The following is a 26,921-nucleotide window of genomic DNA, read 5'->3' as shown; positions in this document are numbered from 1 at the left end:
AGAATAGTCTGAAAAGCCCCCTCCTTTCGTTTTTATTATATAGAATACAGATATTCTATTTCTTCCGACCAAATAGACTCATCCGGTGTTTCCAGAATTAAAGGAATGTTATCAAACCGGGGATCATCCATCAGCATCTTAAATGTAGTCAATCCCATCACTCCTTTCCCAATACTATCATGGCGATCCACACGGGTAGCCAGATCTTTTTTGGAATCGTTTATATGCATGCCACGCAAATAAGAAAAACCTATTACCTCGTCAAAATGTCGGAATGTCTCCGTAAAACCTTCGACAGTCTTGATATCATAACCTGCAGCCAATGTATGAGCAGTATCTATACAAACTCCGACACGGGATTTATCTTCCACTTTATCGATAATGTAAGCAAGTTGCTCAAAAGTATATCCCAGATTGGTTCCCTGTCCGGCTGTATTTTCTAATACGGCACATACACCCGAAGTCTGATCCAATGCCCAGTTAACCGAATTAGCTATGCGCGTCAGACAGTCCTCCACCTCCATCTGGTTCAAATGACTTCCAGGATGGAAATTCAAACGATTCAATCCCAGTTGCTCACAACGTTGCATTTCATCCAAGAAAGCATCCCGTGACTTCTGCAAACCTTCTGCTTCCGGATGTCCCAGATTGATCAGATAACTGTCATGCGGCAGAATATATTCTGCCGCATAACCAAATTCCTCACAACGCTCTCTGAAAAGAGAAATACTCTTTTTTGTCAGCGGAGAAGATTTCCATTGACGCTGATTACGGGTAAACAAAGCAAATGCCTTCGCCCCAATCGCATTCGCATTCACTGGAGCATTCTCAACTCCACCCGATGCCGACACATGTGCTCCAATATACTTCATTATGTTATTTATGTTTTATTGTTTATTCACCTTCTGCTTTGCATCCTGCAAAATGAAATTTTTCTGTCGCCTGTTCTTGTGTAACTATAAAATAGACCAAGTCGGCACGCGTACATAACTCATCTTGTGAATTATAGATCTCCGTTTCAATAAAGATTGCATTTCGTTTACGGTCTTTGATACGCCCCCTGATTGTCAGCCTGGGCTCACAAGTAGAAAGACTTTTCAGAAAGCGGGCATCCAAGCGTGAGGTCATTCCTGAAGTCTGTAACTTCCTAAGCACTACCCAACCTGCCAATTCGTCCATCAATGTTGTCAGGATTCCACCATGCAACGTATTCAACCACCCCTGATAATGAGCTTCCGGCTCCCAATAAGCTACAATATCGTCGCCATCCTCATAAAACTCCATATGAAGTCCCATCGGATTGCTCGGGGCACAGCCAAAACACATATATCCATCCAATCCTTCCCAGGGATTAATAATCTTTTTCATATTTGATAATTTTTGCCACAGCCCTATTAATTTACAAAGGTAACAAAAAAAGCAGAAATAAGGTTTATTAAAATAGCGCCGCAACAAAGCTGTAAATAAAATAGCCGCAAACCGACACTTTCACCACCACACTGAACAGAAAACCGACAAAAGCCCCTAACCCGGCTTTAAAAGCCTCGGCAGACTTCTTCCCTCCAAACAACTCGCCAATTACGGCTCCTGCAAACGGACCGATCAACACACCCCAGGGTGGAAAGACGAAAAGACCGGCGATCGTCCCGATCATACATCCCCGATTCCCCCATTTACCGCCTCCACTGTATTTTGTACCCAACATGGGCGTCACATAATCCATCACCTGGACAATAATGACCAAAAAAACCCATAAAATCAAATGTGTAGTACTGAAATGGATTTTGTCCGTAAAGTGCAAAAGCAACAAACCCACATAAGAAACAGGCGGACCGGGTAATACAGGCAAAAAACAACCTGCCAGCCCGGCCAGCAAACAAAGTACCCCCAAAATAATAAGAAAGATATCCATATAGTTATATTTTAGCTGTATAAGTATTCATATGCAATAATACGAAAAAACACGAAAACAGTAAAATATAAATCCGAATCGTTTTCCTCTCAGTGCTGCCTCACCCACCATAAACAGGGACAGGTTGGCGGTGAACACTTCATCCTTTTTAACGGTCGCATTATCCGTATCTAACGAAAGAGAAGATTTTCTTTTGCATCAGGGGCATGCAGGAAAACGGCACCAACTATCGGGCAACTATTCAACTCTTTACAGTCGCCACAAGTATTCAATCTTTTTTTATTTACGCATTTACGGATTTCGCAATAATCGCTACAATAGGCAAATTTAGCACCGTCTGCCCGACATCCCATACAATTTATGGTTGCAGCCGTAATCTCGGGTGCGTTGTTCATCTCACTCCACTTCCGGGCAGTCTTTTCTCTTAATTCATTGTCATTTCCAACTGTGGCTATGCGAGCATCACAACCTTCACAATCCAACCCGCAACATGCAATTAATTGTTTCATCGTCTGTTATAATCCTTTAACCATTCCAAAAACACTACTATAATAAAGGAGGTGTGACAAAATTCATAATATGGCACACCTCCTTTTCAATATTTCTTTTATCAGAGTAAGTCAGAAGCTAATTCGGACAATTGACTACGTTCTCCTTTGATCAGATTGATGTGAGCAAACAATTCTTGCCCTTTCATTTTATCAACCATATAAGCGAGACCATTACTCTGTGCATCCAGATAAGGAGAGTCTATCTGCTGGATATCCCCGGTAAATACCATTTTCGTTCCCTCTCCTGCACGGGTGATAATCGTTTTAATCTCATGCGGAGTCAGGTTCTGCGCCTCATCGATAATACAGAACGTTTCCGAAAGACTTCGACCGCGGATGAAAGCCAATGCTTCAATCACAAGTTGCCCGTTCTTTTGCAAATCATCTATTTTACGAGCATCTGATCCACCGGGTGCAAACTGTCCCTTAATAACATTCAGATTATCAAACAAGGGCTGCATATAAGGAGCCACCTTCTGCTTCTCATCGCCAGGCAAGAATCCTAAATCCTTATTTGCCAAAGCAACAATAGGACGTGCCAGCAGAATCTGTTTATAAACATTCGCCTGTTTTAATGCAGAAGCCAAAGCCAGCAAGGTTTTACCGGTTCCGGCCTTTCCTGTCAACCCGATAAGTTTTACATCCGGATCATTCAGCACCTCAAAAGCAAAACTCTGCTCCGCATTGCGGGGCTGAATGCCATAATTGCTGGCTTTTTCCACTTTTTTGAATTTATTGGTGAACGGATTATAACGGGCCAGGACAGAATTACGCACACTCTTTAAAATAAAACATTCGTTCGGCTCCAGCTTCGACTTTATATCGAACAGATCAGCAGCGATGCCATCAGGAGATGCATACATCTTATCAATCAAATCCGGATCTATATTCTCGTAAATGTCTTGTGCACGTTTGAAAATATCGACATTAATGACCTTGTCAGTTATATAATCTTCCACTTCGATACCCAACGAACGCGCCTTCATACGCAGGTTCACATCCTTTGTCACCAGAATGGTTTTCACCTTCCGGTCTTTTTCAGACTCAGCAACCGACAGCGTACACGACAGAATACGATGATCTGCGGTTTTTTCCGGAAACGACTGGTAAATTTTCTCCTGATACTTGTCCCCGGTCACCACATGCAAAGTGCCTTTGCCAGGTCCCAGTGAAGCTCCTTTCAAAAAGAGGTCATTGCTGGTCAACGTATCTAACTCGCGTACAAACTCACGGGCATTGTAGTTGATCTGGTCGCTCCCCTTTTTAAACTTATCCAACTCTTCCAACACGACGATCGGAAGATAAATATCATTCTCCTGAAAGTTCTCAATACACTTGTAGTCGTGCAATATGACATTCGTGTCAAGCACAAAATTCTTCTTTGCTCCCATGATCTTTCGATTTAATGATTATGCCTCTAAGATAGAAATATTTCCGAGATATTATCCCTCGAAAGCCAAGAATATATCAAATAGACCAATTAATTCCACTTTTTTACAAAAACCAAAGATCACGCCCCGCTTTATTTATGTATTTTTGCAGGTGAAATGTCAAAATTAAATTCATGAAAAAATACAAACTTATCACATACATGTTGCTGTTTGCCGGATGCTTGTCGGCGCAAGATAATTTGTCAGCATTGCTTCCTATGCCGAACCAAGTCAAACAAATCGAAAGTAAGAAAGATTTCATCATAAGCGGAAAGACGACCATACAAACGAATCTGCCGGAGGATGCTTTTTGCATTGCAGAGTTAAAAGACATCTTGAGACAAAGAACAGGGAAAACACCAACTCTATCCTCTTCCGGATCCGGCAGTTCCGTCATTCGCCTCATACTGGATCCTTCAGTCAAAGGAGATGGACATTACCTGTTATCCGTATCCGAGAAAACAGTTTCCATAAAAGGGGCAACACAGGGTTCCATTCTGTACGGACTTATGACCTTAGATCAGATTCTGTTAGGAGATGTATGCCGGACTCTATCGGGAAAGATTGCACCAATCGAAATCGACGATCAACCCCGTTTCAGCTACCGTTCATTGATGAGTGAGGAAAAGATTCTTGTTTCTGGAACAAATTTCTTCACCCAAGCGGATAATTTCCGAAATCGGCTCAACAAACTGATGGTTACTTTTGAAAACTTAATGAATATTCCTACTTTTACAACCGGATTTTGAGAAACCAGTATCAACAAATACATAAAAATTAAACACATAACAAATTTATGAAAAAGATTTTCAGCTTATTGTTAGCGGCCTCCGCATTTGCGTGCACGCAAGAGAAGGTGGTCGAGATAACCATCAGTAATCCGTCTACCACAGACCGCACAAACGAAATCACCGAAATCACTTCGGACGCCATCACCAAACTGAAGGGTGAGACATTCATCATTTCTGACAATACAGGCTCGCAAGTTCCCTATCAGATAACGTATGACAACAAGATTATTTTTCCTGTTTCCGTCAAGGGGGGTGAAAACGTGACCTACAAGATCACCCCAGGAACACCTGAAGCGTTCAAAACAATTGCCTGCGGTAAACAATATCCCGAACGAGTGGACGATATTGCCTGGGAAAACGACCGTATCGCCTTCCGTACCTACGGTCCGGCCTTGCAAGCTACCGGCGAGAAAGCTTATGGTTGCGATATTTGGGTAAAATGTGTATCCGAACCGATTGTCGACATGCGTTACAAAACCGAACTAGATCCGGAAACAAGAGCTAAGATTGCAGAACTGCGCAAGACCGACCCAAAAGCAGCACAGCAATTGTCCGAATCTGTTTCCTACCATATCGATCATGGTAACGGATTGGATTACTATAAGGTAGGCCCAACATTGGGAGCCGGAACTTCCGCTCTATTAGCAAACGACTCTATCGTCTATCCGTATTGCTACAAAGACTACCAAATTTTAGACAACGGTCCGTTACGTTTCACTGTAAAGCTGGTTTACAATCCTCTGACTGTGAAAGGGAACAATAATGTGATCGAAAACCGCATAATTTCTCTCGATGCAGGTTCCCAAATGAATAAGTTCACAATCACTTACGATAATCTGACCGAAGCGACCCCGGTTGTAACCGGTATCGTTTTGCACGAGCCGAGCAAAGACTATCAGGCCGACGCAGCAAAAGGTTACATTGCCTATGCCGATCCTGCTGATCCCGTAAACGGACAAATTTATGTAGCAGCCGTATTCCCTGAGAAGGTTAACGAAGCTAAAGCCATCACATTCTCCGACAAAGAAAAGGCTGAACGAGGCGCAGACGGCCATGTTTTGGCTTACAGCACCTACACCCCTGGTTGTAGCTATACATATTATAGTGGTGCCGGTTGGAGCAAATGGGGATTTGAAAACTCCAGCAAATGGTTCGATTATGTACAGAAATTCGCGCAAAATCTGAAAGAACCACTGACTGTAACAATAAAATAAATTCAAATCCAAATAAAAAAGTAAAAGGGGACATCAAAATTGAAGTGCCCCCTTTTCTTTTATTTCGCCTATATTTTCTTAAGCCAGATCAGCCATTTCGGGATCAATATAAATGAAATATCCGCTCCATCATCCGCCATTTCTCGGCAGATGTTGCACCCGGGCGGGCAACCTGAAAGATGGACATATACGTTTCCCACTCCTCCTGGCGAGGCAAAGTAGCCAACCGTGCAAAAGCCTCGTCCCAATCAAAATCGAACGAGATCAGTTCGGGATCATCTTTCAGATCCAATGTCTGGCAATACCGCTTTGTTGGTATACCATATTCTTTCATCTTATATCCTGTCTGTTTCATCTTCTAATATCTGATTATAAGATTATTTAAGACCTCTGTTCTTCAATAAAGGCTCCGTGTCCGGTTCCTTACCTCGAAAATTTTTGTACATATCCATACCTTCATCAATACCGCCCGGAGACAAAACGTATGTACGAAATTTGGCGGCCACTTCGGGACTGAAGATGTCCCCCGTTTCTTTAAACGCCTCGAAAGCATCACAATCCAGCACTTCCGCCCAAATGTAGCTGTAGTAGCCAGCTGTATAACCACCTTCCATCGTATGACCGAAATATGTGCCCCAATAACGAGGAGCAATCTGCTTCAACAAACCTCGACCATACATAGCATCTAATTCAAACTTTTCTATATTCAAATCCACCGGAACCTCTTTCAGAACATGATAGTCCATATCCAACAAAGAAGAAGCCACATATTCAGTTGTTGCAAAACCTTGTCCATATCTACCACTCTTCACTATTTTATCGACAATAGCCTGCGGGATCACTTCGCCTGTTTCATGATGCTTGGCATAAACTTTCAAGACTTCCGGTTCGAACACCCAATGCTCCATTATCTGCGAAGGAAGTTCAACGAAATCACGGGGAACACCAGCCACTCCATTATAATGGACATCAGCAAAAAGTCCGTTCAAAGCATGTCCGAACTCGTGGAAAACAGTTTCAGCCTCGTCAACACTCAACAAGGCAGGCTGTCCATCTGCCGGTTTACAGAAATTAAACACAGTCGTCACTACCGGAGTTATGCGCTTACCATCCTTATACGTTTGGTCGCGATAACCACCGCACCATGCACCACCACTCTTTCCCGGACGAGTAAAGAAGTCCATATAAAGTACACCTAAAGATGTACCATCCTTGTCCTTACATTCGAAAACCTGGGCATCCGGATCGGGAAGCGGCATGTCCTGCAACGAAGTAAAAGTGATGCCATACAGTTTGTTCGCCACATAGAAAGCACCTTCCCGGACATTGTTAAGCTCCAAGTATGGACGAACTTCGTTTTCGTCCAAGTCAAATTTCGCTTTCTTGGCTTTTTCGAAATAATAACGCCAATCCCAGGCTTCCGCTTCGAAGTTACCACCTTCTTTCTTAATCTCGGCATTGATATCCGCCAGCTCTTCCTTCGCTTTTACAAGAGCGGGAATCCAGATCTTGTTCAACAAATCGTATACATTCTTTTCATTCTTCGCCATGTTTTCTTCCAACACGTATGCGGCAAAGTCTTCATAGCCCAATAATTTGGCTTTTTCCAAACGGGCGACAACCAACTTCTTGATTACATCCTTGTTATCGTTTGCATTATTGTTATTGCCACGACAAACATAGGCTTTATAGATTTTCTCACGCAAAGCACGATTGTCGGCATATTGCAGGAAAGGCATCACACTCGGATTATGCAATGTGAAAACCCACTTTCCATCCAGTCCGGCCTCTTTAGCTGTAGTAGCAGCGGCGGCAATCAATGTTTCAGGTAGACCGGACAAGTCTTCTTTCTTATCGACCACGAGCTGGAAAGCATTCGTCTCCTTTAACGAATTTTGTCCGAAAGTCAGTTCTAACATGGAAATCTGTTCGTTCAGTTTACGAAGCTCCGCCTGTTCGTCAGCATCTAAGTTAGCACCGCCTCGGACAAACCCTTTATAAGTTTCTTCAAGCAGTTTCTTCTGCTCCTTATCCAAGTTCAACTTCGCCTGATTCTCATATACAGACTTCACACGGGCAAAAAGTTTCGGATTCAGGCTGATATCGTCACTATGTTTGGAGAGCAATGGTGAAAGTTCCTGTTCAAGAGCCTGAATCTCGTCGTTTGTGTTGACACTCGCCTGACCGCTGAAGGCATAAGCGACCTTCATAAGCAATTCTCCACTACGGTCCAGTGCAACAATCGTATTCTCAAAAGTAGCTTTGTCCGGATTGTTTACGATCGCCTCTACTTCTGCTGTTTGTTCCTCCATTCCTTTTAGGAAAGCCGGTTTGTAATGTTCTACTTTGATTTGCTCAAAAGGAGGAACGCCGAACGGTGTCGTGTACTCGGTAAAGAATGGATTCACGGCGGAAGTATCAACTCCATCACTCTTCTTTGATGAATTGCATGCCCCTAAAACAACTGCAAGTCCAGCAGCCATAAGTGTTTTATTCATATTTGTAATTATTATTTGTTCTTGGTGTAAAGGTATGAATTAAACTAAGAGCCTGTTTAAATTTCCCCGAAATAAATTTTGCATAGCCTTCATCGGCCAGCTTTATCCTATTACTAAGATTAATTTGAAAAACAACTGTCATACTATCACTAATTTCCTTTTATCAATTGAATATCAATAGACACAAGCAATGATAGTAGGTATGATGGATGCCGATTCCATCTATCATACTATCACTAACCACCTGTCCGATATTTTTCTTCATATGACTTATTTTCAATAACATAATAAGATAAGACCATTGACACCCGGGTCTCGATATCATTCACACACTCGGGTGTCAAGACCGTTCACATCCGGGTGTCAAAAGCCTGTAAACGGGAATCTTCGGCACTTTTTCTGCCTGTTTGAAGCAAAATAAGTCACGTATTTCAACAAAAAAGACGGTATCTCCTACAGAAAAACATCCTCAATAGCTTTTACTTAAAACTTGCGACAAGTTGCAAATATAGCTATAGATGATAAGAATAAGCTACATATTTTATTAATATTGCAGTCTATATGTACTAAATAAAAGATAAATATGAATAGAATTTGCCAACTTTTCGGTATTCAATACCCAGTTATTCAAGGCGGAATGGTTTGGTGCAGCGGATGGCGGCTGGCCTCGGCAGTCAGCAACGCAGGTGGTCTCGGCCTGATAGGAGCCGGCTCCATGCACCCTGAGGTTTTACGCGAACATATCCGGAAATGCCAGTCAACCACCGACAAACCTTTCGGAGTGAACGTACCCTTGATGTATCCGGAAATCGACGCTTTGATGAATATATTGGTGGAAGAAGGTGTGAAGATTGTTTTCACTTCAGCCGGCAATCCTAAAACTTGGACAGGCTTTCTAAAAGGACACGGGATAAAAGTCGCCCATGTCGTCAGCAGCTCCAAATTTGCTGTCAAATGTGAACAAGCCGGTGTCGATGCTATCGTTGCTGAAGGTTTTGAAGCTGGCGGGCATAACGGGCGAGAAGAGACAACGACTCTTTGCCTGATACCTGCTGTACGCCGTGCCACGACTCTCCCCTTAATTGCTGCCGGCGGTATCGGAACAGGTAACGCCATGCTGGCAACTTTCGCTCTCGGAGCCGAAGGGGTTCAGATCGGTACCCGTTTTGCCCTGACAGAAGAAAGTTCCGCACATGAAAACTTTAAACAATTGTGTCTCAACCTGAACGAAGGTGACACGAAGCTCTTGTTGAAAAAACTTTCCCCCACCCGTTTGGTGAAAGGAGAATTCACTACAGCTGTCGAAGAAGCCGAAGCCCGTGGGGCTTCCGCCGAGGAAATGAAAGAACTGTTAGGAAAAGGCCGTTCCAAGAAAGGTATTTTCGAAGGAAATCTTCAAGAAGGCGAACTGGAAATCGGACAAGTCGCATCCTTATTCCGCGAAATGCAGACCGTGTCCGAAGTCATGAAAGAAATCATGGAAGACTTCCGCAAAGGAATGGAAAAGATACAACTGGCGTTATAGGTCAGGACACAAAAGTTTTTTCAACGTCACTTCTGCCCTATCATCTGCAGAAGTGACTGTTCCATTTGTCATTGATTTCTCGCTCATGTTCGGTTACAATCGGTTCATTCGGTAACCACTATTCAAGTACCAGCACCTCGTTGTCCTTATAGCTTTCATAGCTGGAAACTATTACCTTTTCACCCGCTTCAAGGCCATCGATGACTTCGTAATATTGCGGGTTCTGGCGACCAATCTTGATCTTGCGGCGATATGCTTTCTTGCCGTCTTTGTCAAGAACGAATATCCAGCTACCTCCTGTGCTCTGAAAAAAGGTTCCACGCGGGATGATGATACTTTCTGTCGGCTGTCCAAGTTCCAGATTAATGTAATAGGTCTGTCCGCTACGGATATTATCTGGGCGTTCACCGGTAAAGACGAAATCCGTACGAAACTTACCGTCTCGCACTTCCGGATAGACTTTGCGTACGTTCAATTCAAAATCCGACCCCTGACGTTCGAACGTTGCGGACAATCCCTTTTTCACGCGGTCGATATAATGTTCATCGATCAAAGCTTCGATCTTATAGTCCGACAAATCGTTTATTTGTCCGATCTTCTGTCCGGCCGAAACATTTTGGCCCAACACGACATCCAACAATCCCAATTCACCGTCGATCTGCGAGCGGACATTCAAATGTTCCTTGCGTTCATGAACCAAAGCAATATTTTTACGCATATTAGACAAACTAGTTTCCATTTCGTCCATCTGGATCGTACGGGAGATCGAATCCTGACGCAAACGTTCCACAACCAAGTCATATTTCTTACTTGCCAACTCAAAATCTTCTTTTGCTTTCAGGAATTCTTCCTTTGCAATCAAGTTTTCTTCATACAACTTTTTCTGCTGGTTATAAGCACGACGGTAGCGTGTCATGTCGACATCCAGCTGTGCTTTTTCCAATTGATTGTTCAATTTGTCCTGTTCCATCGTCACCTGTGTATTACGAAGAAAGTTCTGCTTTTCCGCCAACTGTGCCTCAGCATCCAAGATCTGCAAGTCGAGATTTGAATTGGAAAGACGGATAATCACATCCCCTTTCTTCACCTGTGCCCCTTCTTCCACTACTTTTTCCTGCACGATACCACCTTCTTCCGGGCTGAGCTGCACAACCGTAATGGGCTGTACCTGACCGTTCACACGAACGAAATCGTTAAATTGCTCTTTCGTTACATTCCCTATATTGACACCGCGGGCATCCACTTTCAATGTCGAAGCGTGATCACCGAAAACAATCCATCCCACCAAAATCAAGAAAAAAGCACCACCTGCTACATAAGGAATATGCTTCTTTTGAAAACCTTTCTTTTTTTCTAATTGTATATCCATGACTGTATGTTTTTTTATTTTTTAATTCTTAATTTTTAATTTCCAATCAACGGTTGTCCTTTATAGTAATCAACCTGACGGCACTTCATTACGTACAGCAAACGCTTCTGTAAAAGATCAGCCTTTGAGTTCAACAAAATCGTCGCATTTGTCTGCACATCGAGTGGACTCATCAGTCCTTCCTCAAATTTGCGTAGGGTTATCTGATAAGCCAGAGCATCGGCCTTTACTTTCTTCTCCATTTGGATCGTTTCTTTAGCATATCCCTCCCGATCGAGAACGGCTTGCTCTACATCTTTCTGCAACTGACGAAGTGTTTCGGTTTGCTTTTCATAAGCAATCCGGACATTGTTGCGGGCACGGCGCATATTGGTAATCCGAGACAAGCCGTCAAAAAAAGGAAAACTAAAACTAAAATAAATATATTCCCCACGGTTATTTTTAAACTGGTTTTTAAAAGCAACGGGAGCGTTTTCCGATTTCAGATTTTCAAAATAACTGGTACTGATTCCAGCTTCGACGGAAAGAGTCGGAAGTAATTTTCCTTTTGTTATCAAGTAATTCATTTTACTAGCTTTCAATTGAAAAGCGGCCTGCAAAGCAGTCGGATTATTTGCCATAGCATAATCTTGAATGGCACTGACAGATTCCTCGGTCAACATATCCTGTACGGGAGGAACAACCGTATCGACATCAAGTGCCAAATCCGACGGATAGTTCATCGCGTTCTTTAAGGTCATCATCGCCGTATTATAAAGGTTCTGCTGATGCGTCAGATTGTAATCGTCACCAGCTACCTGCGATTCGATCTGGGCAACGTCTGCCTTCCCTTTCAAACCCAATTCTTCCTGGCGACGCGTTTTGTATAAAAGACGCTGGCTGTCTTCCAACTTTTCAGAACACATTTTCACCAGTCCCTGATAATAGACAACCGTAATAAACGCATCCATAATGCTGATTGCCAAATCATCTTTCTGCTTCTGCAAATCATTTCTCCCCATATAGCGATTCACATTTGCCAACCGCCATTGGTTAATCAACTGCCCACCTCTGAAAAGCGGCAAAGAAGCGTATACCCCATAACCGTTATTAAAGGTGGAAGTGTTTACATAGGTATTCGTTTCCGGGTCTACAGAGCGTCCGAATCGGTACTGAGCGTCTACTTGTGTACTTATCGAAGGCAAAAAAGAGGCTATGGCGGACTGATGTTCAGCCTTGTATGTATTATTGGTATAAAGCTGCTGCTTTACCTTCGGACTGTTCTCCACTGCATAGCGCATGCAATCGTCCAAACTCCATATTTTATTCTGCGCCATTATCGAGGCTGCCAGAGCAAAAGAAAGTACTGTTGTAAATATAATTCTTTTCATTGCTATATTATTTTCTACCTGATAAAATGCAAAGAGCGTGCCAAAACAGTCAAAACATTATATCACAACATATTAACAAATTCAGTACTTTTACCAAGTGTCAAAAAATTAGACAATACTGTAAAAGAATTAGACAATGACCGTCATCCGAGCAGGGTTCTATTCTGCTCGGATAAGTTCGATAATGGCATAAAGATAGTTGGGCATATACCCTAATTAATAATTAGTGGCAGACAAAAACAAGACTACCAGTAAAACAACAAAATTTCTTTTAAATTATCAGTTACTCAGCAGAACAAATTATCTTTGCAGCAGACATACAAGAAAAACAGATGACAAAACAAGGCACTATACTGGTAGTTGACGACAACAAAGGAATCCTTACCGCAGTACAGATGCTGTTAGGCACTTGCTTCGAGAAGGTGATCACGATCTCTACTCCCAATAAAATAAAAGCCACACTGCATGATGAAAATATTGATGTGGTTTTACTGGATATGAATTTCAGTGCCGGTATCAATACCGGCAACGAAGGGTTGTTCTGGCTTTCGGAAATAAAAAAGGAAGATGCTTCGATACAGGTCGTTCTTTTCACGGCCTATGCGGACATCGACCTTGCCGTACGGGGAATCAAGGAAGGAGCGGCCGATTTCGTGGTCAAGCCCTGGGATAACGCCAAACTGCTGGAAACATTGAAAACGGCCTATAATATCCGGACGGCAAACCGTAAAGGCATTTCGATCGCCACAGACAAACTCGTCGTTTCCAAAGAAAGCGGAATGTTTTGGGGGGAAAGTAACGCCATGCAGCAACTTCGTTCCCTAATTGAAAAAGTAGCCCGGACGGATGCCAACATATTGGTGACTGGGGAAAACGGGACAGGTAAGGAGATGCTTGCCCGCGAGATCCATCTACTTTCCAACCGGAAAAAGGAGACATTGGTCCCAGTCGATATGGGGGCCATCACGGAAACTCTTTTCGAAAGCGAACTGTTTGGACATGTCAAAGGTGCATTTACCGATGCTCGGGCAGACCGTCCGGGGAAATTCGAGGTTGCCAACAAAGGTACACTGTTTCTTGACGAGATAGGAAACCTCTCCTACCATTTGCAAGCCAAATTATTGACTGCTTTGCAACGCCGTAGCATCGTCCGTGTAGGAAGCAATACGCCTATCCCGGTCAATATTCGCCTGATTTGTGCCACCAACCGTGACTTACAGGAAATGGTACAGAAAGGAGATTTTCGCGAGGATCTGCTCTATCGTATCAATACGATTCATGTGGAGATACCGCCACTCAGAGAACGACCGGAAGACATCGTACCCCTTACCGAAATATTCCTTTCCAAATATACCAAGATATATGGAAAAACAGCCATGTGTCTCAGCCTGGATGCCAAAGAGAAGCTGAAAGCGCAACCTTGGTTCGGGAATATCCGGGAACTCGAACACACGATCGAAAAAGCCGTCATCATTGCCGAAAGGAGTGTGTTGGACGGCAACGATTTCGATTTTCCACGGGCGAAAAAAAAGCCGGTGACAAAAGAGGCGACAACCTTGGAAGAGATGGAATATAACATGATTAAAAACGCGATGGACAAGTATAGTGGAAATTTGTCACTTGTTGCAAGCCAGTTAGGTATTTCCCGCCAGACTTTATACAACAAGATTAAACGATACGAACTATAATGTTGTTGAAAGGACTTTACCATAATTTCTATCTCCGTATTGCTGTTTTCATACTTCTGACAATAGCCGGTACTTATTTAGTTCTCCAGCAGGAATGGGTGTGGTTTGTCCCGATCTTATCCGTGTGGTCCTTCTTCCTCAGGTTAGTCCTGCTGTCCGACAAGCGAAACGCCCAAAAGGTAGCTTTCATGTTCGATGCGATAGACAACAGTGACTATGCTTTCCGATATGCGACACGTGGACGCTCGTCGAACGACAAACTGGTTAGCGAATCGCTTAACCGCATCACGCAGATTCTTTTCCAGGCCAAAGCGGATGCCGCCCAGAAAGAAAAATATTACGAACTGATTATGAACTGCGTCAATACTGGTATTATAGTGCTCGATGACAACGGTGTGATTTATCAGACGAACAACGAGGCTTTGCGCTTGCTCGGACTAGCCGTCTTTACGAATGTACGCCAGCTTGCTCGTATAGACGAGAACCTGAAAACCGTCATACAAAACATCCAACCTGGCGACAAACATCAGATATCTTTTACCAATGAACGTGGCAACGTTCACCTGTCTATCCGTGTTTCGGAAATGACACTACAGGACAAACATGTACGCATTTTAGCAATTAACGACATTAATAGTGAGCTGGACGATAAGGAAATCGATTCATGGATTCGCCTGACACGCGTCTTAACGCATGAAATCATGAATTCAGTCACTCCTATCACATCTCTAAGCGACACACTTCTCTCTTTGCACCAAAACGCGGATGACGAGATACGCAACGGGTTGGAAGTAATCAGCACAACAGGGAAGAGCCTAATTTCTTTTGTGGAGTCATACCGTAAATTCACGCATATTCCGACGCCGGAGCCCACTCTATTTTATGTCCAGAAATTTGCGGAACGCATGGTAAAGCTGGCTCGACATCATACTAATTTTCCCAACATTACGATCAACGTCAGTGTAGAGCCTTCCGACCTGATCGTCTATGCAGACGAGAATTTGATCTCGCAAGTTGTCTTGAATCTGCTGAAAAACGCCATGCAGGCAATCGGTTGCGAGCAAGCGGATGGTCTAATCGAAGTAAAAGCCTATTGTAACGAAGAAGAAGCCGTCCTGATTGAAGTCAGCAATAACGGGCCTGTTATTCCGCAAGAAGAGGCCGAACACATTTTCGTTCCATTCTTTACCACCAAAGAGGGCGGCAGTGGCATCGGACTATCCATCTCCCGTCAGATCATGCGCCTTTCGGGAGGCAGCATCGCCCTGAAGAGCGCACCGGCCGCCAAACGGACAACATTCGTACTGACATTCCCCTAAAAGGGAAATAATCAGCCGATAAAAATTATCAATTATCATAAACATTTCCACCATTAAATATTTTATATCTTTGGATGGTAAATGAGAATTTATCGGTGTATAATATCGTAGGCTTGCCTTATTTGTTAGTTCACTGATGAATCATCATGCACAACAATAACATAAACTATTAATATGAACATATTAGACAAACTCAAAATCAACCACCGTCCGAGTGCCGGCGCTTTGGACCTGTTAAAGTATATCGGGCCAGGATTACTTGTTACCGTAGGTTTTATCGATCCGGGGAACTGGGCTACCAATCTGGCTGCGGGCTCCGAATTCGGTTATGCCTTGCTCTGGGTTGTCACATTTTCTTCCATCATGCTGATCATCATCCAGCATAATGTCGCCCACTTGGGGATCGTGACTGGACTTTGCCTTTCGGAGGCAACCAGCAAATATATGCCACGCGTACTGAGCCGTCCCATCCTGATCTCCGCCATGCTGGCCAGCATTTCGACCTCGCTTGCCGAGGTGTTGGGAGGTGCCATTGCTCTGCGGATGCTATTCGGAATGCCAATCAAAGTAGGCGCAGTCATCGTGACGGTTGTCTGCCTCGGAATGTTACTTACCAATACGTACAGCAAAATAGAACGCTGGATTATCATGTTCGTCTCAATCATCGGACTTTCGTTTCTCTATGAGCTGGCATTAGTAGACGTACAATGGGAAGCAGCCATCGAAGGATGGATAAAACCGACTTTCCCGGAGAACTCCATGCTAATCATCATGAGTGTACTGGGAGCCGTTGTCATGCCCCACAATTTGTTTCTTCACTCGGAAGTCATACAGAGCCGCGAATGGAACCTTGAGGACGAATCGGTGATCAAAAAACAATTGAAATATGAGTTCTACGATACACTGTTATCGATGGTTATCGGCTGGGCGATCAACTCTGCCATGATTATACTGGCAGCAGCAACCTTCTTCAAACAGAATATTGCGGTAGACGAACTGGACCAGGCACAACAGCTATTAGTACCATTGGTCGGAAATAATGCAGGTATCATATTCGCCGGAGCACTCCTGCTGGCAGGTATTTCCTCCACAATCACCTCTGGAATAGCCGGAGCATCCATCTTTGCAGGGTTATATGGTGAAGCTTATAACCACAAAGACCTCCATTCCAAATTAGGAGTCTTGTTGTCGTTCATCCCAGCCCTGCTTATCATATTTGTCGTGGGTGATCCGTTCAAAGGCTTGATCTATTCGCAGATGCTGCTAAGTATACAGTTACCAATCACAGTTTTTACACAAGTTTACCTGACATCCAGTAAAAAAGTGATGGGCAAATTTGTGAATTCACGATCCACAACGATCATTTTAGTCACTTTAGGAGCACTTGTAACCTTCTTAAACATTGCGCTTCTGATAAGCCTGATTTAATACAATAACCCTAACCTAAAGACAGCGAGGAAATCCATGCAAGTGCATTTGTAATTCCATGCAAGTGTAATTACTGTTTCATGCAAGTGTATTCAGATATCAATACAGACAAAAACAAGTGCTTTTTCAACCATCAAAAACAACAATAAGTCAAATAATAAATTTCTCCAAAACTCGGGTTTTGTCGGAAAAAACTCCCCCAAAACGGCATTTAAGTACACAAAGAAAAGTAAAGTAAAGAAAAGTAAATCTCTCTCACTTCGTTCGAAAAGAGAAATGCGTGCGAGAGCTCTTCCCTTCTGAAAAAACAGGACAAAAGAAAAGTTGCAAAACAGTTGCATTCCGGCCTTTATTTCACTATCTTTGCAAACTTTGAATAGACAAATTAACTACAAAGATGAGCGATATCAAAACAAACGAAGAAGAAGGTAAAAAGAGCTTGAACTTCATTGAAGCAATGGTGGAAAAAGATTTGGCGGAAGGCAAAAACAAGGGACGTGTGCAAACACGCTTCCCGCCCGAACCAAACGGATACCTGCATATCGGACATGCCAAAGCCATCTGTCTGGATTTCGGCATTGCACAAAAATATGGAGGTGTTTGCAACCTACGCTTCGACGATACCAATCCGGTAAAAGAAGATCTGGAATATGTGGACGCCATCAAAGAAGACATCGAATGGTTGGGTTACCACTGGAATAACATATATTACGCATCCGACTACTTCCAGCAACTCTGGGACTTCGCTATCCAGTTGATCAAGGAGGGAAAAGCATACATCGACGAGCAGACTTCCGAACAGATCGCCTCCCAGAAGGGGACACCGACACAACCGGGAACAAACAGTCCCTACCGTGACCGCCCGATCGAAGAGAACCTGGAGCTGTTCCACAAGATGAACAGCGGCGAGTTGGAAGAAGGTTCGATGGTATTGCGTGCCAAGATCGACATGGCAAATCCGAACATGCACTTCCGCGACCCGATCATCTACCGTATCGTCAAGACTCCGCACCACCGTACGGGCGACAAGTGGAAAGCATACCCGATGTACGATTTCGCACACGGACAGAGCGACTTCTTCGAAGGTGTCACTCACTCGTTGTGTACACTTGAATTTGTCGTGCATCGTCCGTTGTACGATCTGTTCATCGACTGGTTGAAAGAGGGCAAGGATCTGAACGACAACCGTCCGCGTCAGACGGAGTTCAATAAACTGAACCTAAGTTACACGCTGATGAGCAAACGCAACCTGCTGATCCTTGTAAAAGAAGGCTTGGTACACGACTGGGACGATCCCCGTATGCCGACAATCTGCGGTTTCCGCCGTCGCGGTTATTCACCGGAAGCAATTCATAAGTTCATCGACAAGATCGGCTATACCACTTATGATGCGCTGAATGAATTTGCGCTACTGGAAAGTGCCGTCCGCGAAGACCTCAATACTCGTGCAACCCGTGTATCGGCCGTGTTGAACCCGGTTAAACTCATTATCACCAATTATCCGGAAGGGCAAGTGGAAGAGATGGAGGCGATCAACAATCCGGAAGATCTGTCGGCAGGTAGCCATACGATCGAATTCAGCCGCGAGCTGTGGATCGAACGGGAAGACTTTATGGAAGATGCTCCGAAGAAATTTTTCCGTATGACTCCCGGCCAGGAAGTTCGCTTGAAAAACGCTTATATCGTAAAATGTACAGGCTGCAAGAAAGACGAGAACGGCGAGATTACGGAAATCTATTGCGAATACGACCCGAACACCAAGAGCGGAATGCCGGACAGCAACCGGAAAGTAAAAGGTACGCTCCATTGGTTGAGTTGTGCACACTGTCTGCCGGCAGAAGTCCGTCTATACGACCGCCTGTGGAAAGTGGAAAACCCGCGCGACGAGATGGCGGCTATCCGCGAAGCAAAAAACTGCTCGCCTTTAGAAGCAATGAAAGAGATCATCAACCCGAACTCCTTGAAAGTATTGACAAATTGTTATGTCGAAAAGTTCTTGGCAGACTCCAAACCGCTCGACTACCTACAGTTCCAGCGTATCGGCTATTTCAATGTAGATAAAGATTCTACAGTCGATAAATTAGTCTTCAACCGCACAGTATCCTTGAAAGATACATGGAGCAAGGTAAAAGATAAATAATATCCCAATGGGATAATGTGCCAATGGAAGAATGCAATTGCATTGGCATATTGGCACATTGATTAACAATTATATAGTATGAAGAAAAAAGATATTTCACGCCTGTTACAACGTTATCTGACCGGCCACCAGGAAGGTAAGGACGCCTATTTTGATGCCGATGAAATCGATGAACTGTTGGACAGTTTTGAAGAATCTGATGATTATACTTACTATGATGAAGTCCTGGCTCTAGGGCTACGGCTTCATCCCGGTAATCCCGATTTGCAGATCAGGCAATGCAAGTCGTATGTCTACAACGAGGACTATGACAGTGCGCTCGCTCTGATCGAATCAATAGCTGAAACCGACAATCAAGATCTCGACATGCTGCGTCTCGAATGTTACGTCATGCAAGATTCGTATGACAAAGTAATCGGACATGTAGAAAAACTCATCGCCAACAAATGCGAGTATTTAGAAACACTATTCGAATATATCGCACCAATCTTAGGGGATGTGGAAATGACTAAGGAAGCACACGATTTCATCAATCGCGGACTTATGCTTTTCCCGGACAACCTGATCCTGAAAGACGAGCTTTGCTATAATTTAGAAATAGAGGGCGATATAAAAAGAGCGATCGAGGTCTGTAACGAACTGATCGACAAGAACCCCTACTCCAACGACTACTGGTTCACTTTGGGTCGCCTCTATTCCATCAGCGGAGACTATGAGAAAGCGATCGAAGCATTCGACTTTGCCCTCACATGCGACGATTCGAACGAAGAGTTGAAGATTCTGAAGGCCTATTGCCTGTACATGAACGAAAATTACGAGAAGGCAATCGAGGTATATAATGATATTGCAACGACCGACGATATCCACATTCGCATCACTCCCCTGCTTGCCGAATGCTACATTAAGCTGGAGAACTACGAAAAGGCTTATGTTTTGCTGAAAGAGCTACTAAGACAGAACCGTCAGCTGAAAGATTCAAGCATTTATATCAATTATATCCGATGTTGTGTCGAAACAGGACGTGACAAAGAAGCCTCTGATGCCCTGATGCAAGCGTCCAGGCTATTCCCGAAGAATATCCGCATCCTTTCCTTACTGGCCCTTACATATCTGGAAAACGGAGACGAACACAAGGCTATGGAAGCAACTGAACGCCTTTTCACCGCCCTCGACCAAGTGGAAGACAAGCAGCAAGAAGACTTCGAGAGCTTATACCGTGCCGGCCAATATTTGTTTATGAAAGGAGATATTGACAAAGCCTTACAATACTATAAGAAAGTGTTGGAAGGCAGTCCGGAAATGCCTTATATGCATCTTCATATGGCAATGGCATATCTGGCAAAAGGAGATATGAAACATTTCGGTGAGCACTACAGGCAGACATCTCCCGAAGAATTGCTCGATTATCTAAAAAATGCCGGGCTCAGTTATGAAGGGATAATCGAGCGTATCGGCAGCAAACATATTCCACCGGAAGACCTGGTGAAAGAATTCCTCAAGAATAAGGATAATAATAATTAAACATGAAAAGAAATCTAAAAGACTACGGCCTCTTAGTTCTAAAAGGCATGGGTATGGGTGCGGCAGACGTCGTGCCTGGCGTATCAGGCGGGACCATCGCCTTCATTGTCGGAATCTATGAAGAGTTGATCGACTCGATCAAAAGCATTAACGGAGCCAGTCTCAAACTGCTTTTTACCGGAAAAATCGCGGCATTCTGGAAAGCAATCAATGCCAACTTCCTGCTATCCATCATTGCAGGGATCGGGATCAGTATCTTCTCATTGGCAAAAATCATTACCTGGCTGTTGACAGACCACCCTATTCTGGTCTGGTCCTTCTTCTTCGGATTGGTACTTGCTTCCACCTGGTTCGTTTCCAAAGATATCAAGAAATGGGATTGGAAAACGATCCTGAGTTATATCATCGGGATCGTTATTGCATTCTACATAACGGTTGCGACACCAGCCGAGACACCTTCCAACCTGTTCTTTATCTTCCTTTGCGGAGCGATAGCCATCTGTGCCATGATCCTGCCGGGTATATCGGGTAGTTTCATTTTAGTGCTGTTAGGCAAATATTTTTATATCATGGAGGCGGTAAAGACATTCAATATTCCCGTAATGTTAGTGTTTATCTGCGGTGCGGCAATCGGTATCACCAGTTTCTCCCGTGTGCTTTCGTTCGCTCTCCGCCGGTTCCACGACATTACGATCTCCGTATTGGCCGGTTTTATGCTCGGTTCGCTAAACAAGGTTTGGCCCTGGAAGGAAACGATCGAGACTTATACGGACAGCCACGGCATTGTAAAGCCTTTAGTCGAAGCCAACATCATGCCGAATCAACTTGTTTGGGAAGCTGTCGGCCTGATGGTTTTAGGCTACGCCATCGTTTACTTCTTGGAAAAGCTCTCGATGAAAACATCGAAATAATAAATTACAACAAAAAAAGAGGTTCAGCAGCATCATTTTTTGCAGTTGAACCTCTTTTTTATTCTCACTCCACCCCACCTTATCATAAAGTCGTGTATACAAACGCCTCTACCGCATGAGTAAGGATATAGGCGGCAGGCGTAGGATGGGTTGCCGAATAGCCTTTTTTCAGCTCTTCGAGCATCTCTTTCTTTCCCGTCCCCAAGACCGGGACCAGCAACGGCGAATCGTTCAGGATCAGCGGGCCGGTCATCGTGATACGGAACTGATGGGATTCGGGATGTTGGGAAACGGCGTAATTACGGCTGTCCGTCAACAGCGGCAAGGTATCCGGAAAAATGGACGCAGTATGCGCATCACCTCCGATACCCAAGATGATGCAATCAAAATAGGGCAATTGCCCGTGCCGGGGCAGATACTCTTTCACGACACGCGAATAACGCATCGCTTCCGTACCAGGTTCCACTTCTCCATGAATGCGGTGCACATGACCGACGGGTATATGCAGCGGCTTGAACAAAAGCTCGTTTGCATGTCCATAATTACTGTCCGGGTCAGTTGGCGGAACACATCGTTCATCGACCCAAAAGAAACGGATCGCATCCCAGTCGATCTTATCCTTATATTCATCCACCCAAAGAGCGAACATCTTCTGTGCCGTCCCTCCTCCCGACAAAGCGAGGTTGAAAGGCAGGCCGTCATCTTTCCGGTCCATATACCGGATAAGCTCTCCGGTCATTGCCCGGAGGGCCTCTTTATCATCTTTAAAATTCTCTATGATCATAATCATCCTTTTTTATCATTGACAACTTTGACAAGGGCAATCCTTCGGTGTCATCCCCAACTTGGCCTTTTCGATCGGGCCGTCTTCACCGGGGGCGTAGAAGAACAGGTTCTTCGCACCCTCCTCCTTCCAATGATGGAGGATCGGGTCGATCAGCCGCCAGCTTGCCTCCAAAGCGTCGCTACGGGCATACAAAGTCGAATCGCCCAACATGGCATCGAGCAACAGGCGTTCATAGGCATCGGGCAGATAGTTCTTCGAAAGCGAATCATAGCGAAAATCCATACCTACCTGCTTCACCGTGAAACCGGCTCCCGGCATCTTCAGGCCGAACTTCAGCGTGATGCTCTCGTCCGGCTGGATACGGATAATCAGTTTGTTGCAGGAACCTCCCGAACATTGTCCGACGAAAAGCTGGTGAGGAGTAGACTTGAAGTTCACGACGATCTCCGAACTCTTTTCCGGTAATTTCTTCCCAGTAAAGATATAGAACGGTACATCGCTCCAGCGCCAGTTATCGATAAACATTTTCATAGCGACGTACGTCTCCGTAGTGGAGTCAGGCGCCACATTCTTCTCTTCCCGGTAGCCGTCGTACTGGCCACGCACAATCAGGTTGTCCATATCATGCGTCTTATACGGACGCAAAGCGCGGAACACCTTCACGATCTCGTCACGGATCGGCTCCGGGTCGAACACCGAAGGCGACTCCATCGCCGTAAATGCCATCAGTTGCATCAGATGGTTCTGGATCATGTCGCGCAAAGCCCCCGCCCCGTCATAATATTTCCCGCGATTCTCCACGCCAAGTGTTTCCGAGGCACTGATCTCGATCGAGTCGATGTAATTACGGTTCCACAACGGTTCGAATATGCCGTTGGAGAAACGGAGAACCAGGATGTTCTGCACCGTCTCTTTCCCCAGATAATGGTCTATACGGTAAATTTCCTTCTCATCGAAGATATGGATGAGATGCTTGTTCAGACGTTCGGCCGATTCGAGGCTCGTTCCGAAAGGCTTCTCCACGATCACGCGGCGCCAACCGTCCTCGCTTCCGGCAACATTCATCCCGTTTTCTTTCAGGCAGGTCGGGATCAACTCGTACATCACCGGCGGCGTGGCAAGATAATAGATGATCTTGTCCGGCAACTGCTGCTCTTGCCGTAACTGATGGATACGATCTTTCAGTTTATGGTATCCGGCGGAATTAGTCGAATCGAACGCAAGGTAAAAAACACGGCGGAGGAAACTGTCCAGTTCAACATCGTCCACCTCCTTGTTCTTCAGGGATTCCCGGATATGCACCTTTTCGAAAGCGCGGTACTCGTCATCCGTATATTCCGTACGGGCCGCCCCCAAGATGCAGAAACGTTCCGGCAATAAGCCCCGAATGTGCAATTCGTAGAGCGAGGGCAAGAGCTTCCGCCCCGTCAGGTCGCCGGAAGCTCCGAATATGACTAATAATTGATTACTTGCTGTTTTCATTTGCTTTTTTAATTTAATGATGTCAGAACTTTCCGGAAGCCTCAAAAAACATTTTTGAGGGTGGCAGAACTTTCTGAAAGCCTCAAAAAACATTTTTGAGGATGGCGGAACTCTACGAAAGCTTCAAAAACTATTTTTGAGGTTTTCGGAAAGTTCCAAAACAGTAGAATCAGACGCTATACGTGCCCGAAACCGTATTGCCTCCTTCCCCAGTCCAATTGGTGTGGAAGAAATGACCACGTTCGCGATCGGAACGTTCATAAGTATGAGCGCCGAAATAGTCGCGTTGAGCCTGAATCATATTCGCTGCCGAATACAGCGTGCGCAACCCATCAAAATAGTTTAGAGCTGAACTCATGGCAGGCAGGGCGACACCGCTCAGCGCACCTTCGGCGACAATCCGGCGCCAGGCAGGAAGAGCCTCCTGTATCTTAGTGTGGAAAAAGTCATCAAAGAGCAGGTTTTCCAAGTCCGGGTCCTTCCGGTATGCCTCCGTGATCTTTTGCAGGAAGACGGAACGGATGATACACCCCTTACGCCAGATGCGGGCAATCGTCCCGTAATCCAAATCCCAACCATAATGCTCGGAAGCGTGGCGAAGCAAGGAGAATCCCTGTGCATAGGAAATCAGCTTGGCTGCGTATAGTGCCTGACGGACGTCTTCAATTGAAAGTTGAAAGTTGAAAGTTGAAAGTTGAGCGTTGTCTGATAACTTTCCACTTTCAACTTTCAACTTTCCACTATAAAGGCTTGCCGCCTTTATTCGTTCGGGATACAAGGCCGAGAGCAAGCGGGCGTAAACCGCTTCGGTGATCAACGTCAGCGGATCATTCTCGTCCATCGCTGCAATCGCGCTCCATTTGCCGGTTCCCTTCTGTCCGGCGACATCCAATATCTTGTCGAGCAACGGTTTTCCGTCTTCGTCACGAAAACGCAGAATATTGGCGGTTATCTCGATCAGGAAACTATCCAATTCTCCTCCGTTCCATTCGTCAAAGACGACGGCCATCGCATCGTTGTCCAATCCTTTCCGGTTTTTCAACAGCGAATAGGCTTCGGAAATAAGCTGCATATCCCCATATTCGATGCCGTTGTGCACCATCTTCACAAAATGGCCGGCTCCCCCCGCTCCGATCCACTCGCAGCAAGGCGAACCATCGTCCAACTTGGCGGAAATTCCCTGCAAGATGTCTTTCACCAGCGGCCAAGCTTCCACCGAACCTCCGGGCATCACAGACGGGCCGTGCAAGGCTCCTTCCTCGCCTCCCGAAATTCCGGTTCCGACGAAATAGATCCCTTTCTTTTCCAACTCCTTCACACGACGTTCCGTGTCGTGGAAGTCAGAATTGCCTCCGTCGATAATTACATCGCCCGACGAAAGGAAAGGGAGCAATTGCGAGATCAGCTCGTCTACAGGACGCCCCGCTTTGACCATCATCATGATGATATGAGGACTTTTCACCGAGTCGACCAATTGTTCGATCGAATGCGTTCCGATAAAACGTTTGCTTTTGCCCCGGCCATTGATAAAACGGTCTACGACTCCCTCTTCGCCGGGTATGCTCCGGTTATATACGGCAACCGTGAAGCCTTTGCTTTCCATGTTGAGCGCCAGGTTCTCGCCCATCACGGCGAGCCCGATCAATCCTATATTTGCTTTCATATTTCAGTTGTTTTTATGTTGAATTCTATTTAAGGAACATTCTTTTTAACCTAATTGTTCCCAATGAGCATCTATTTATTGCTTTGTCTTCTCTCTGGAAATCCGTCATTTCTCATAAACTTTAGATACATTTGAACTCACAAACCATCTGAAGCATTATAAGACGGATAAAATGAATAAAGCAATAATAGCCATCGACTCTTTTAAAGGCTGCCTGACCTCGGAAGAAGCCGGAAGTGCAGTAATGGAAGGTATCAAAACGATCTTTCCCGATTGCGAGACCTTGCTGTTTCCGATCGCCGACGGAGGCGAAGGAATGTTAGACATACTCACCTCCGCAACAAAAGGGAAATACCGGACCCTGCCGGCACACGGTCCTTTGATGGAGCTCGTGCAGGGACGGTACGGTATTTCGGGCGACGGGCAAACAGCTCTGATCGAGATGGCAGCCGTCAGCGGCTTGCCTTTGGTTCCCGAAGACAAAAGGAATCCGATGCTGACGACTACTTACGGGACGGGAGAACTGATTCTCGACGCCCTCGAACAAGGTTGCCGCCATTTTATCGTGGGCATAGGCGGCAGTGCCACCAACGATGCAGGGTTAGGTATGCTGCAAGCCTTAGGGTTTCGTTTCCTGGACAAGCGGGGAAATCTGTTGGGGACAGGAGGCAGGATCATGTCGCAGGTAGCCTCCATCGATACATCTGCCGTACATCCGGCTTTAAAGGAGGCCCGCTTCACGATTGCCTGCGATGTACGCAATCCCTTCTGCGGGTCTGACGGGGCGGCTTACGTCTTCGCTTCGCAAAAGGGAGCCGATACCAAGATGGTCAAAGAACTGGATACCGGTATGCAGGCACTTTCACGGGTTATCCTGTCGACTACTGGCAAAGACATTTCGGATATCCCCGGAGCCGGGGCAGCCGGAGGAATGGGCGGAGGTTTCCTTGCGTTCCTGAATGCCGAGTTGAAACCGGGTATCCGCCTGATGCTCGACGTGCTGGACTTCGGTAAGAGAATAACAGGAGCCGACCTGATCTTTACCGGTGAAGGACGGGCTGATCGGCAAACAGTGATGGGGAAAGTGCCTTCCGGTATCTTGGAAGAGGCCCGGAAACAAAATATTCCCGTCATAGTACTTGCAGGAAGCATAGAAGATGCAGCTCAAATGAACCGGGCCGGCTTCCAGGGAATATTCTCGATCACACCCGGTCCAGTCACAATGGAGAAAGCGATGGAACCGGAATTTGCGAGAGAAAATATCCGCAGGCTGGTGACTCAGATTTGTTCGGTAATCCACCCGTTCGCCACGCGCTAAAACA

The 26,921-nt window shown here is 45.2% G+C and carries 22 protein-coding genes; 10 read left to right on the top strand and 12 right to left on the bottom strand.

Annotation, left to right across the window (positions count from 1 at the left end; all coding sequences use genetic code 11):
* Positions 1-35 precede the first annotated feature (35 nt).
* From nfo to BHV83_RS19175, 5 genes are all read right to left on the bottom strand, one after another.
* Entirely contained in the window at positions 36-872 is an 837-nt protein-coding gene (gene nfo, locus BHV83_RS19195; protein WP_005639032.1) for a deoxyribonuclease IV, read from the bottom strand.
* 22 nt (positions 873-894) lie between these two features.
* On the bottom strand, positions 895-1,368 hold the full coding sequence (locus BHV83_RS19190) for a PaaI family thioesterase (protein WP_005639031.1): 474 nt from the start codon (positions 1,366-1,368) through the stop codon (positions 895-897).
* 67 nt (positions 1,369-1,435) lie between these two features.
* Entirely contained in the window at positions 1,436-1,912 is a 477-nt protein-coding gene (locus tag BHV83_RS19185) for a DUF456 domain-containing protein (RefSeq protein WP_005642616.1), read from the bottom strand.
* A gap of 170 nt (positions 1,913-2,082) precedes the next feature.
* Complete coding sequence (locus tag BHV83_RS19180) at positions 2,083-2,421, bottom strand: DUF3795 domain-containing protein (RefSeq protein ID WP_005642614.1); 339 nt, start codon at positions 2,419-2,421, stop codon at positions 2,083-2,085.
* Between the two features lie 101 nt (positions 2,422-2,522).
* A complete protein-coding gene (locus BHV83_RS19175) occupies positions 2,523-3,854 on the bottom strand; it encodes a PhoH family protein (RefSeq protein ID WP_005642612.1) in 1,332 nt (443 codons plus the stop codon).
* 173 nt (positions 3,855-4,027) lie between these two features.
* Between BHV83_RS19175 and BHV83_RS19170 the strand changes: the two genes are divergently transcribed.
* Together BHV83_RS19170 and BHV83_RS19165 are read left to right on the top strand one after the other, a co-directional pair.
* Positions 4,028-4,642: a glycoside hydrolase family 20 zincin-like fold domain-containing protein gene (locus BHV83_RS19170; RefSeq protein WP_046451508.1), complete on the top strand. Its 615-nt coding sequence runs from the start codon at positions 4,028-4,030 to the stop codon at positions 4,640-4,642.
* A gap of 47 nt (positions 4,643-4,689) precedes the next feature.
* Complete coding sequence (locus tag BHV83_RS19165; protein WP_005650068.1) at positions 4,690-5,898, top strand: BT3233 family polysaccharide utilization protein; 1,209 nt, start codon at positions 4,690-4,692, stop codon at positions 5,896-5,898.
* 103 nt (positions 5,899-6,001) lie between these two features.
* Here the strand turns inward: BHV83_RS19165 and BHV83_RS19160 are convergent, their stop codons facing one another.
* Positions 6,002-6,253: an L-rhamnose mutarotase gene (locus BHV83_RS19160; RefSeq protein WP_119215741.1), complete on the bottom strand. Its 252-nt coding sequence runs from the start codon at positions 6,251-6,253 to the stop codon at positions 6,002-6,004.
* 22 nt (positions 6,254-6,275) lie between these two features.
* On the bottom strand, positions 6,276-8,396 hold the full coding sequence (locus BHV83_RS19155) for a M3 family metallopeptidase (protein WP_005650070.1): 2,121 nt from the start codon (positions 8,394-8,396) through the stop codon (positions 6,276-6,278).
* Positions 8,397-8,979: 583 nt separating this feature from the next.
* Here BHV83_RS19155 and BHV83_RS19150 point away from each other — a divergent pair.
* Positions 8,980-9,921 carry an NAD(P)H-dependent flavin oxidoreductase gene (locus tag BHV83_RS19150; RefSeq protein WP_005639018.1) on the top strand — a complete coding sequence of 314 codons (942 nt, stop codon included), beginning with the start codon at positions 8,980-8,982 and terminating at the stop codon, positions 9,919-9,921.
* Between the two features lie 118 nt (positions 9,922-10,039).
* Here BHV83_RS19150 and BHV83_RS19145 read toward each other — a convergent pair whose 3' ends face one another.
* Positions 10,040-11,290, bottom strand: a complete 1,251-nt coding sequence (locus BHV83_RS19145; protein WP_005639016.1) for an efflux RND transporter periplasmic adaptor subunit — start codon at positions 11,288-11,290, stop codon at positions 10,040-10,042.
* A 35-nt stretch (positions 11,291-11,325) separates the two neighbouring features.
* The gene (locus BHV83_RS19140) at positions 11,326-12,660 is read right to left on the bottom strand and encodes a TolC family protein (protein ID WP_122205898.1); all 1,335 of its coding nucleotides are present in this window, start codon (positions 12,658-12,660) and stop codon (positions 11,326-11,328) included.
* Between the two features lie 332 nt (positions 12,661-12,992).
* Between BHV83_RS19140 and BHV83_RS19135 the strand changes: the two genes are divergently transcribed.
* From BHV83_RS19135 to BHV83_RS19110, 6 genes are all read left to right on the top strand, one after another.
* Positions 12,993-14,348, top strand: coding sequence for a sigma-54-dependent transcriptional regulator (locus BHV83_RS19135; protein WP_005650076.1), 1,356 nt, complete (start codon positions 12,993-12,995; stop codon positions 14,346-14,348).
* Positions 14,348-15,667 carry a sensor histidine kinase gene (locus BHV83_RS19130; RefSeq protein ID WP_005639008.1) on the top strand — a complete coding sequence of 440 codons (1,320 nt, stop codon included), beginning with the start codon at positions 14,348-14,350 and terminating at the stop codon, positions 15,665-15,667. Before BHV83_RS19135 ends, BHV83_RS19130 begins: the two co-directional genes overlap by 1 nt.
* Before the next feature lie 174 nt (positions 15,668-15,841).
* Entirely contained in the window at positions 15,842-17,095 is a 1,254-nt protein-coding gene (locus BHV83_RS19125) for an Nramp family divalent metal transporter (protein WP_122205899.1), read from the top strand.
* A gap of 397 nt (positions 17,096-17,492) precedes the next feature.
* Entirely contained in the window at positions 17,493-19,235 is a 1,743-nt protein-coding gene (locus BHV83_RS19120; protein WP_122205900.1) for a glutamine--tRNA ligase/YqeY domain fusion protein, read from the top strand.
* A 78-nt stretch (positions 19,236-19,313) separates the two neighbouring features.
* Positions 19,314-20,756: a tetratricopeptide repeat protein gene (locus BHV83_RS19115; protein ID WP_005638999.1), complete on the top strand. Its 1,443-nt coding sequence runs from the start codon at positions 19,314-19,316 to the stop codon at positions 20,754-20,756.
* 2 nt (positions 20,757-20,758) lie between these two features.
* Positions 20,759-21,667 (top strand): DUF368 domain-containing protein, encoded by a 909-nt coding sequence (locus BHV83_RS19110; protein WP_005638997.1) that lies wholly within the window; start codon positions 20,759-20,761, stop codon positions 21,665-21,667.
* 82 nt (positions 21,668-21,749) lie between these two features.
* On the opposite strand, the gene pgl is transcribed toward BHV83_RS19110, so the two are convergent.
* The 3 genes from pgl to gnd form a co-directional block, all read right to left on the bottom strand.
* Complete coding sequence (gene pgl, locus BHV83_RS19105) at positions 21,750-22,451, bottom strand: 6-phosphogluconolactonase (protein ID WP_122205910.1); 702 nt, start codon at positions 22,449-22,451, stop codon at positions 21,750-21,752.
* Between the two features lie 15 nt (positions 22,452-22,466).
* Positions 22,467-23,936 carry a glucose-6-phosphate dehydrogenase gene (zwf, locus tag BHV83_RS19100; RefSeq protein WP_122205911.1) on the bottom strand — a complete coding sequence of 490 codons (1,470 nt, stop codon included), beginning with the start codon at positions 23,934-23,936 and terminating at the stop codon, positions 22,467-22,469.
* 169 nt (positions 23,937-24,105) lie between these two features.
* Positions 24,106-25,599, bottom strand: a complete 1,494-nt coding sequence (gene gnd, locus BHV83_RS19095) for a decarboxylating NADP(+)-dependent phosphogluconate dehydrogenase (RefSeq protein WP_286757903.1) — start codon at positions 25,597-25,599, stop codon at positions 24,106-24,108.
* A 172-nt stretch (positions 25,600-25,771) separates the two neighbouring features.
* Here gnd and BHV83_RS19090 point away from each other — a divergent pair, with 172 nt between their 5' ends.
* Positions 25,772-26,917: a glycerate kinase family protein gene (locus BHV83_RS19090; RefSeq protein ID WP_022321758.1), complete on the top strand. Its 1,146-nt coding sequence runs from the start codon at positions 25,772-25,774 to the stop codon at positions 26,915-26,917.
* Positions 26,918-26,921: the final 4 nt, after the last annotated feature.

This window comes from Parabacteroides sp. merdae-related_45_40 (assembly GCF_001915675.1).
The sequence above is the reverse complement of the archived record's forward strand: the minus strand, read 5'-3'. Positions and strand labels throughout refer to the sequence as shown.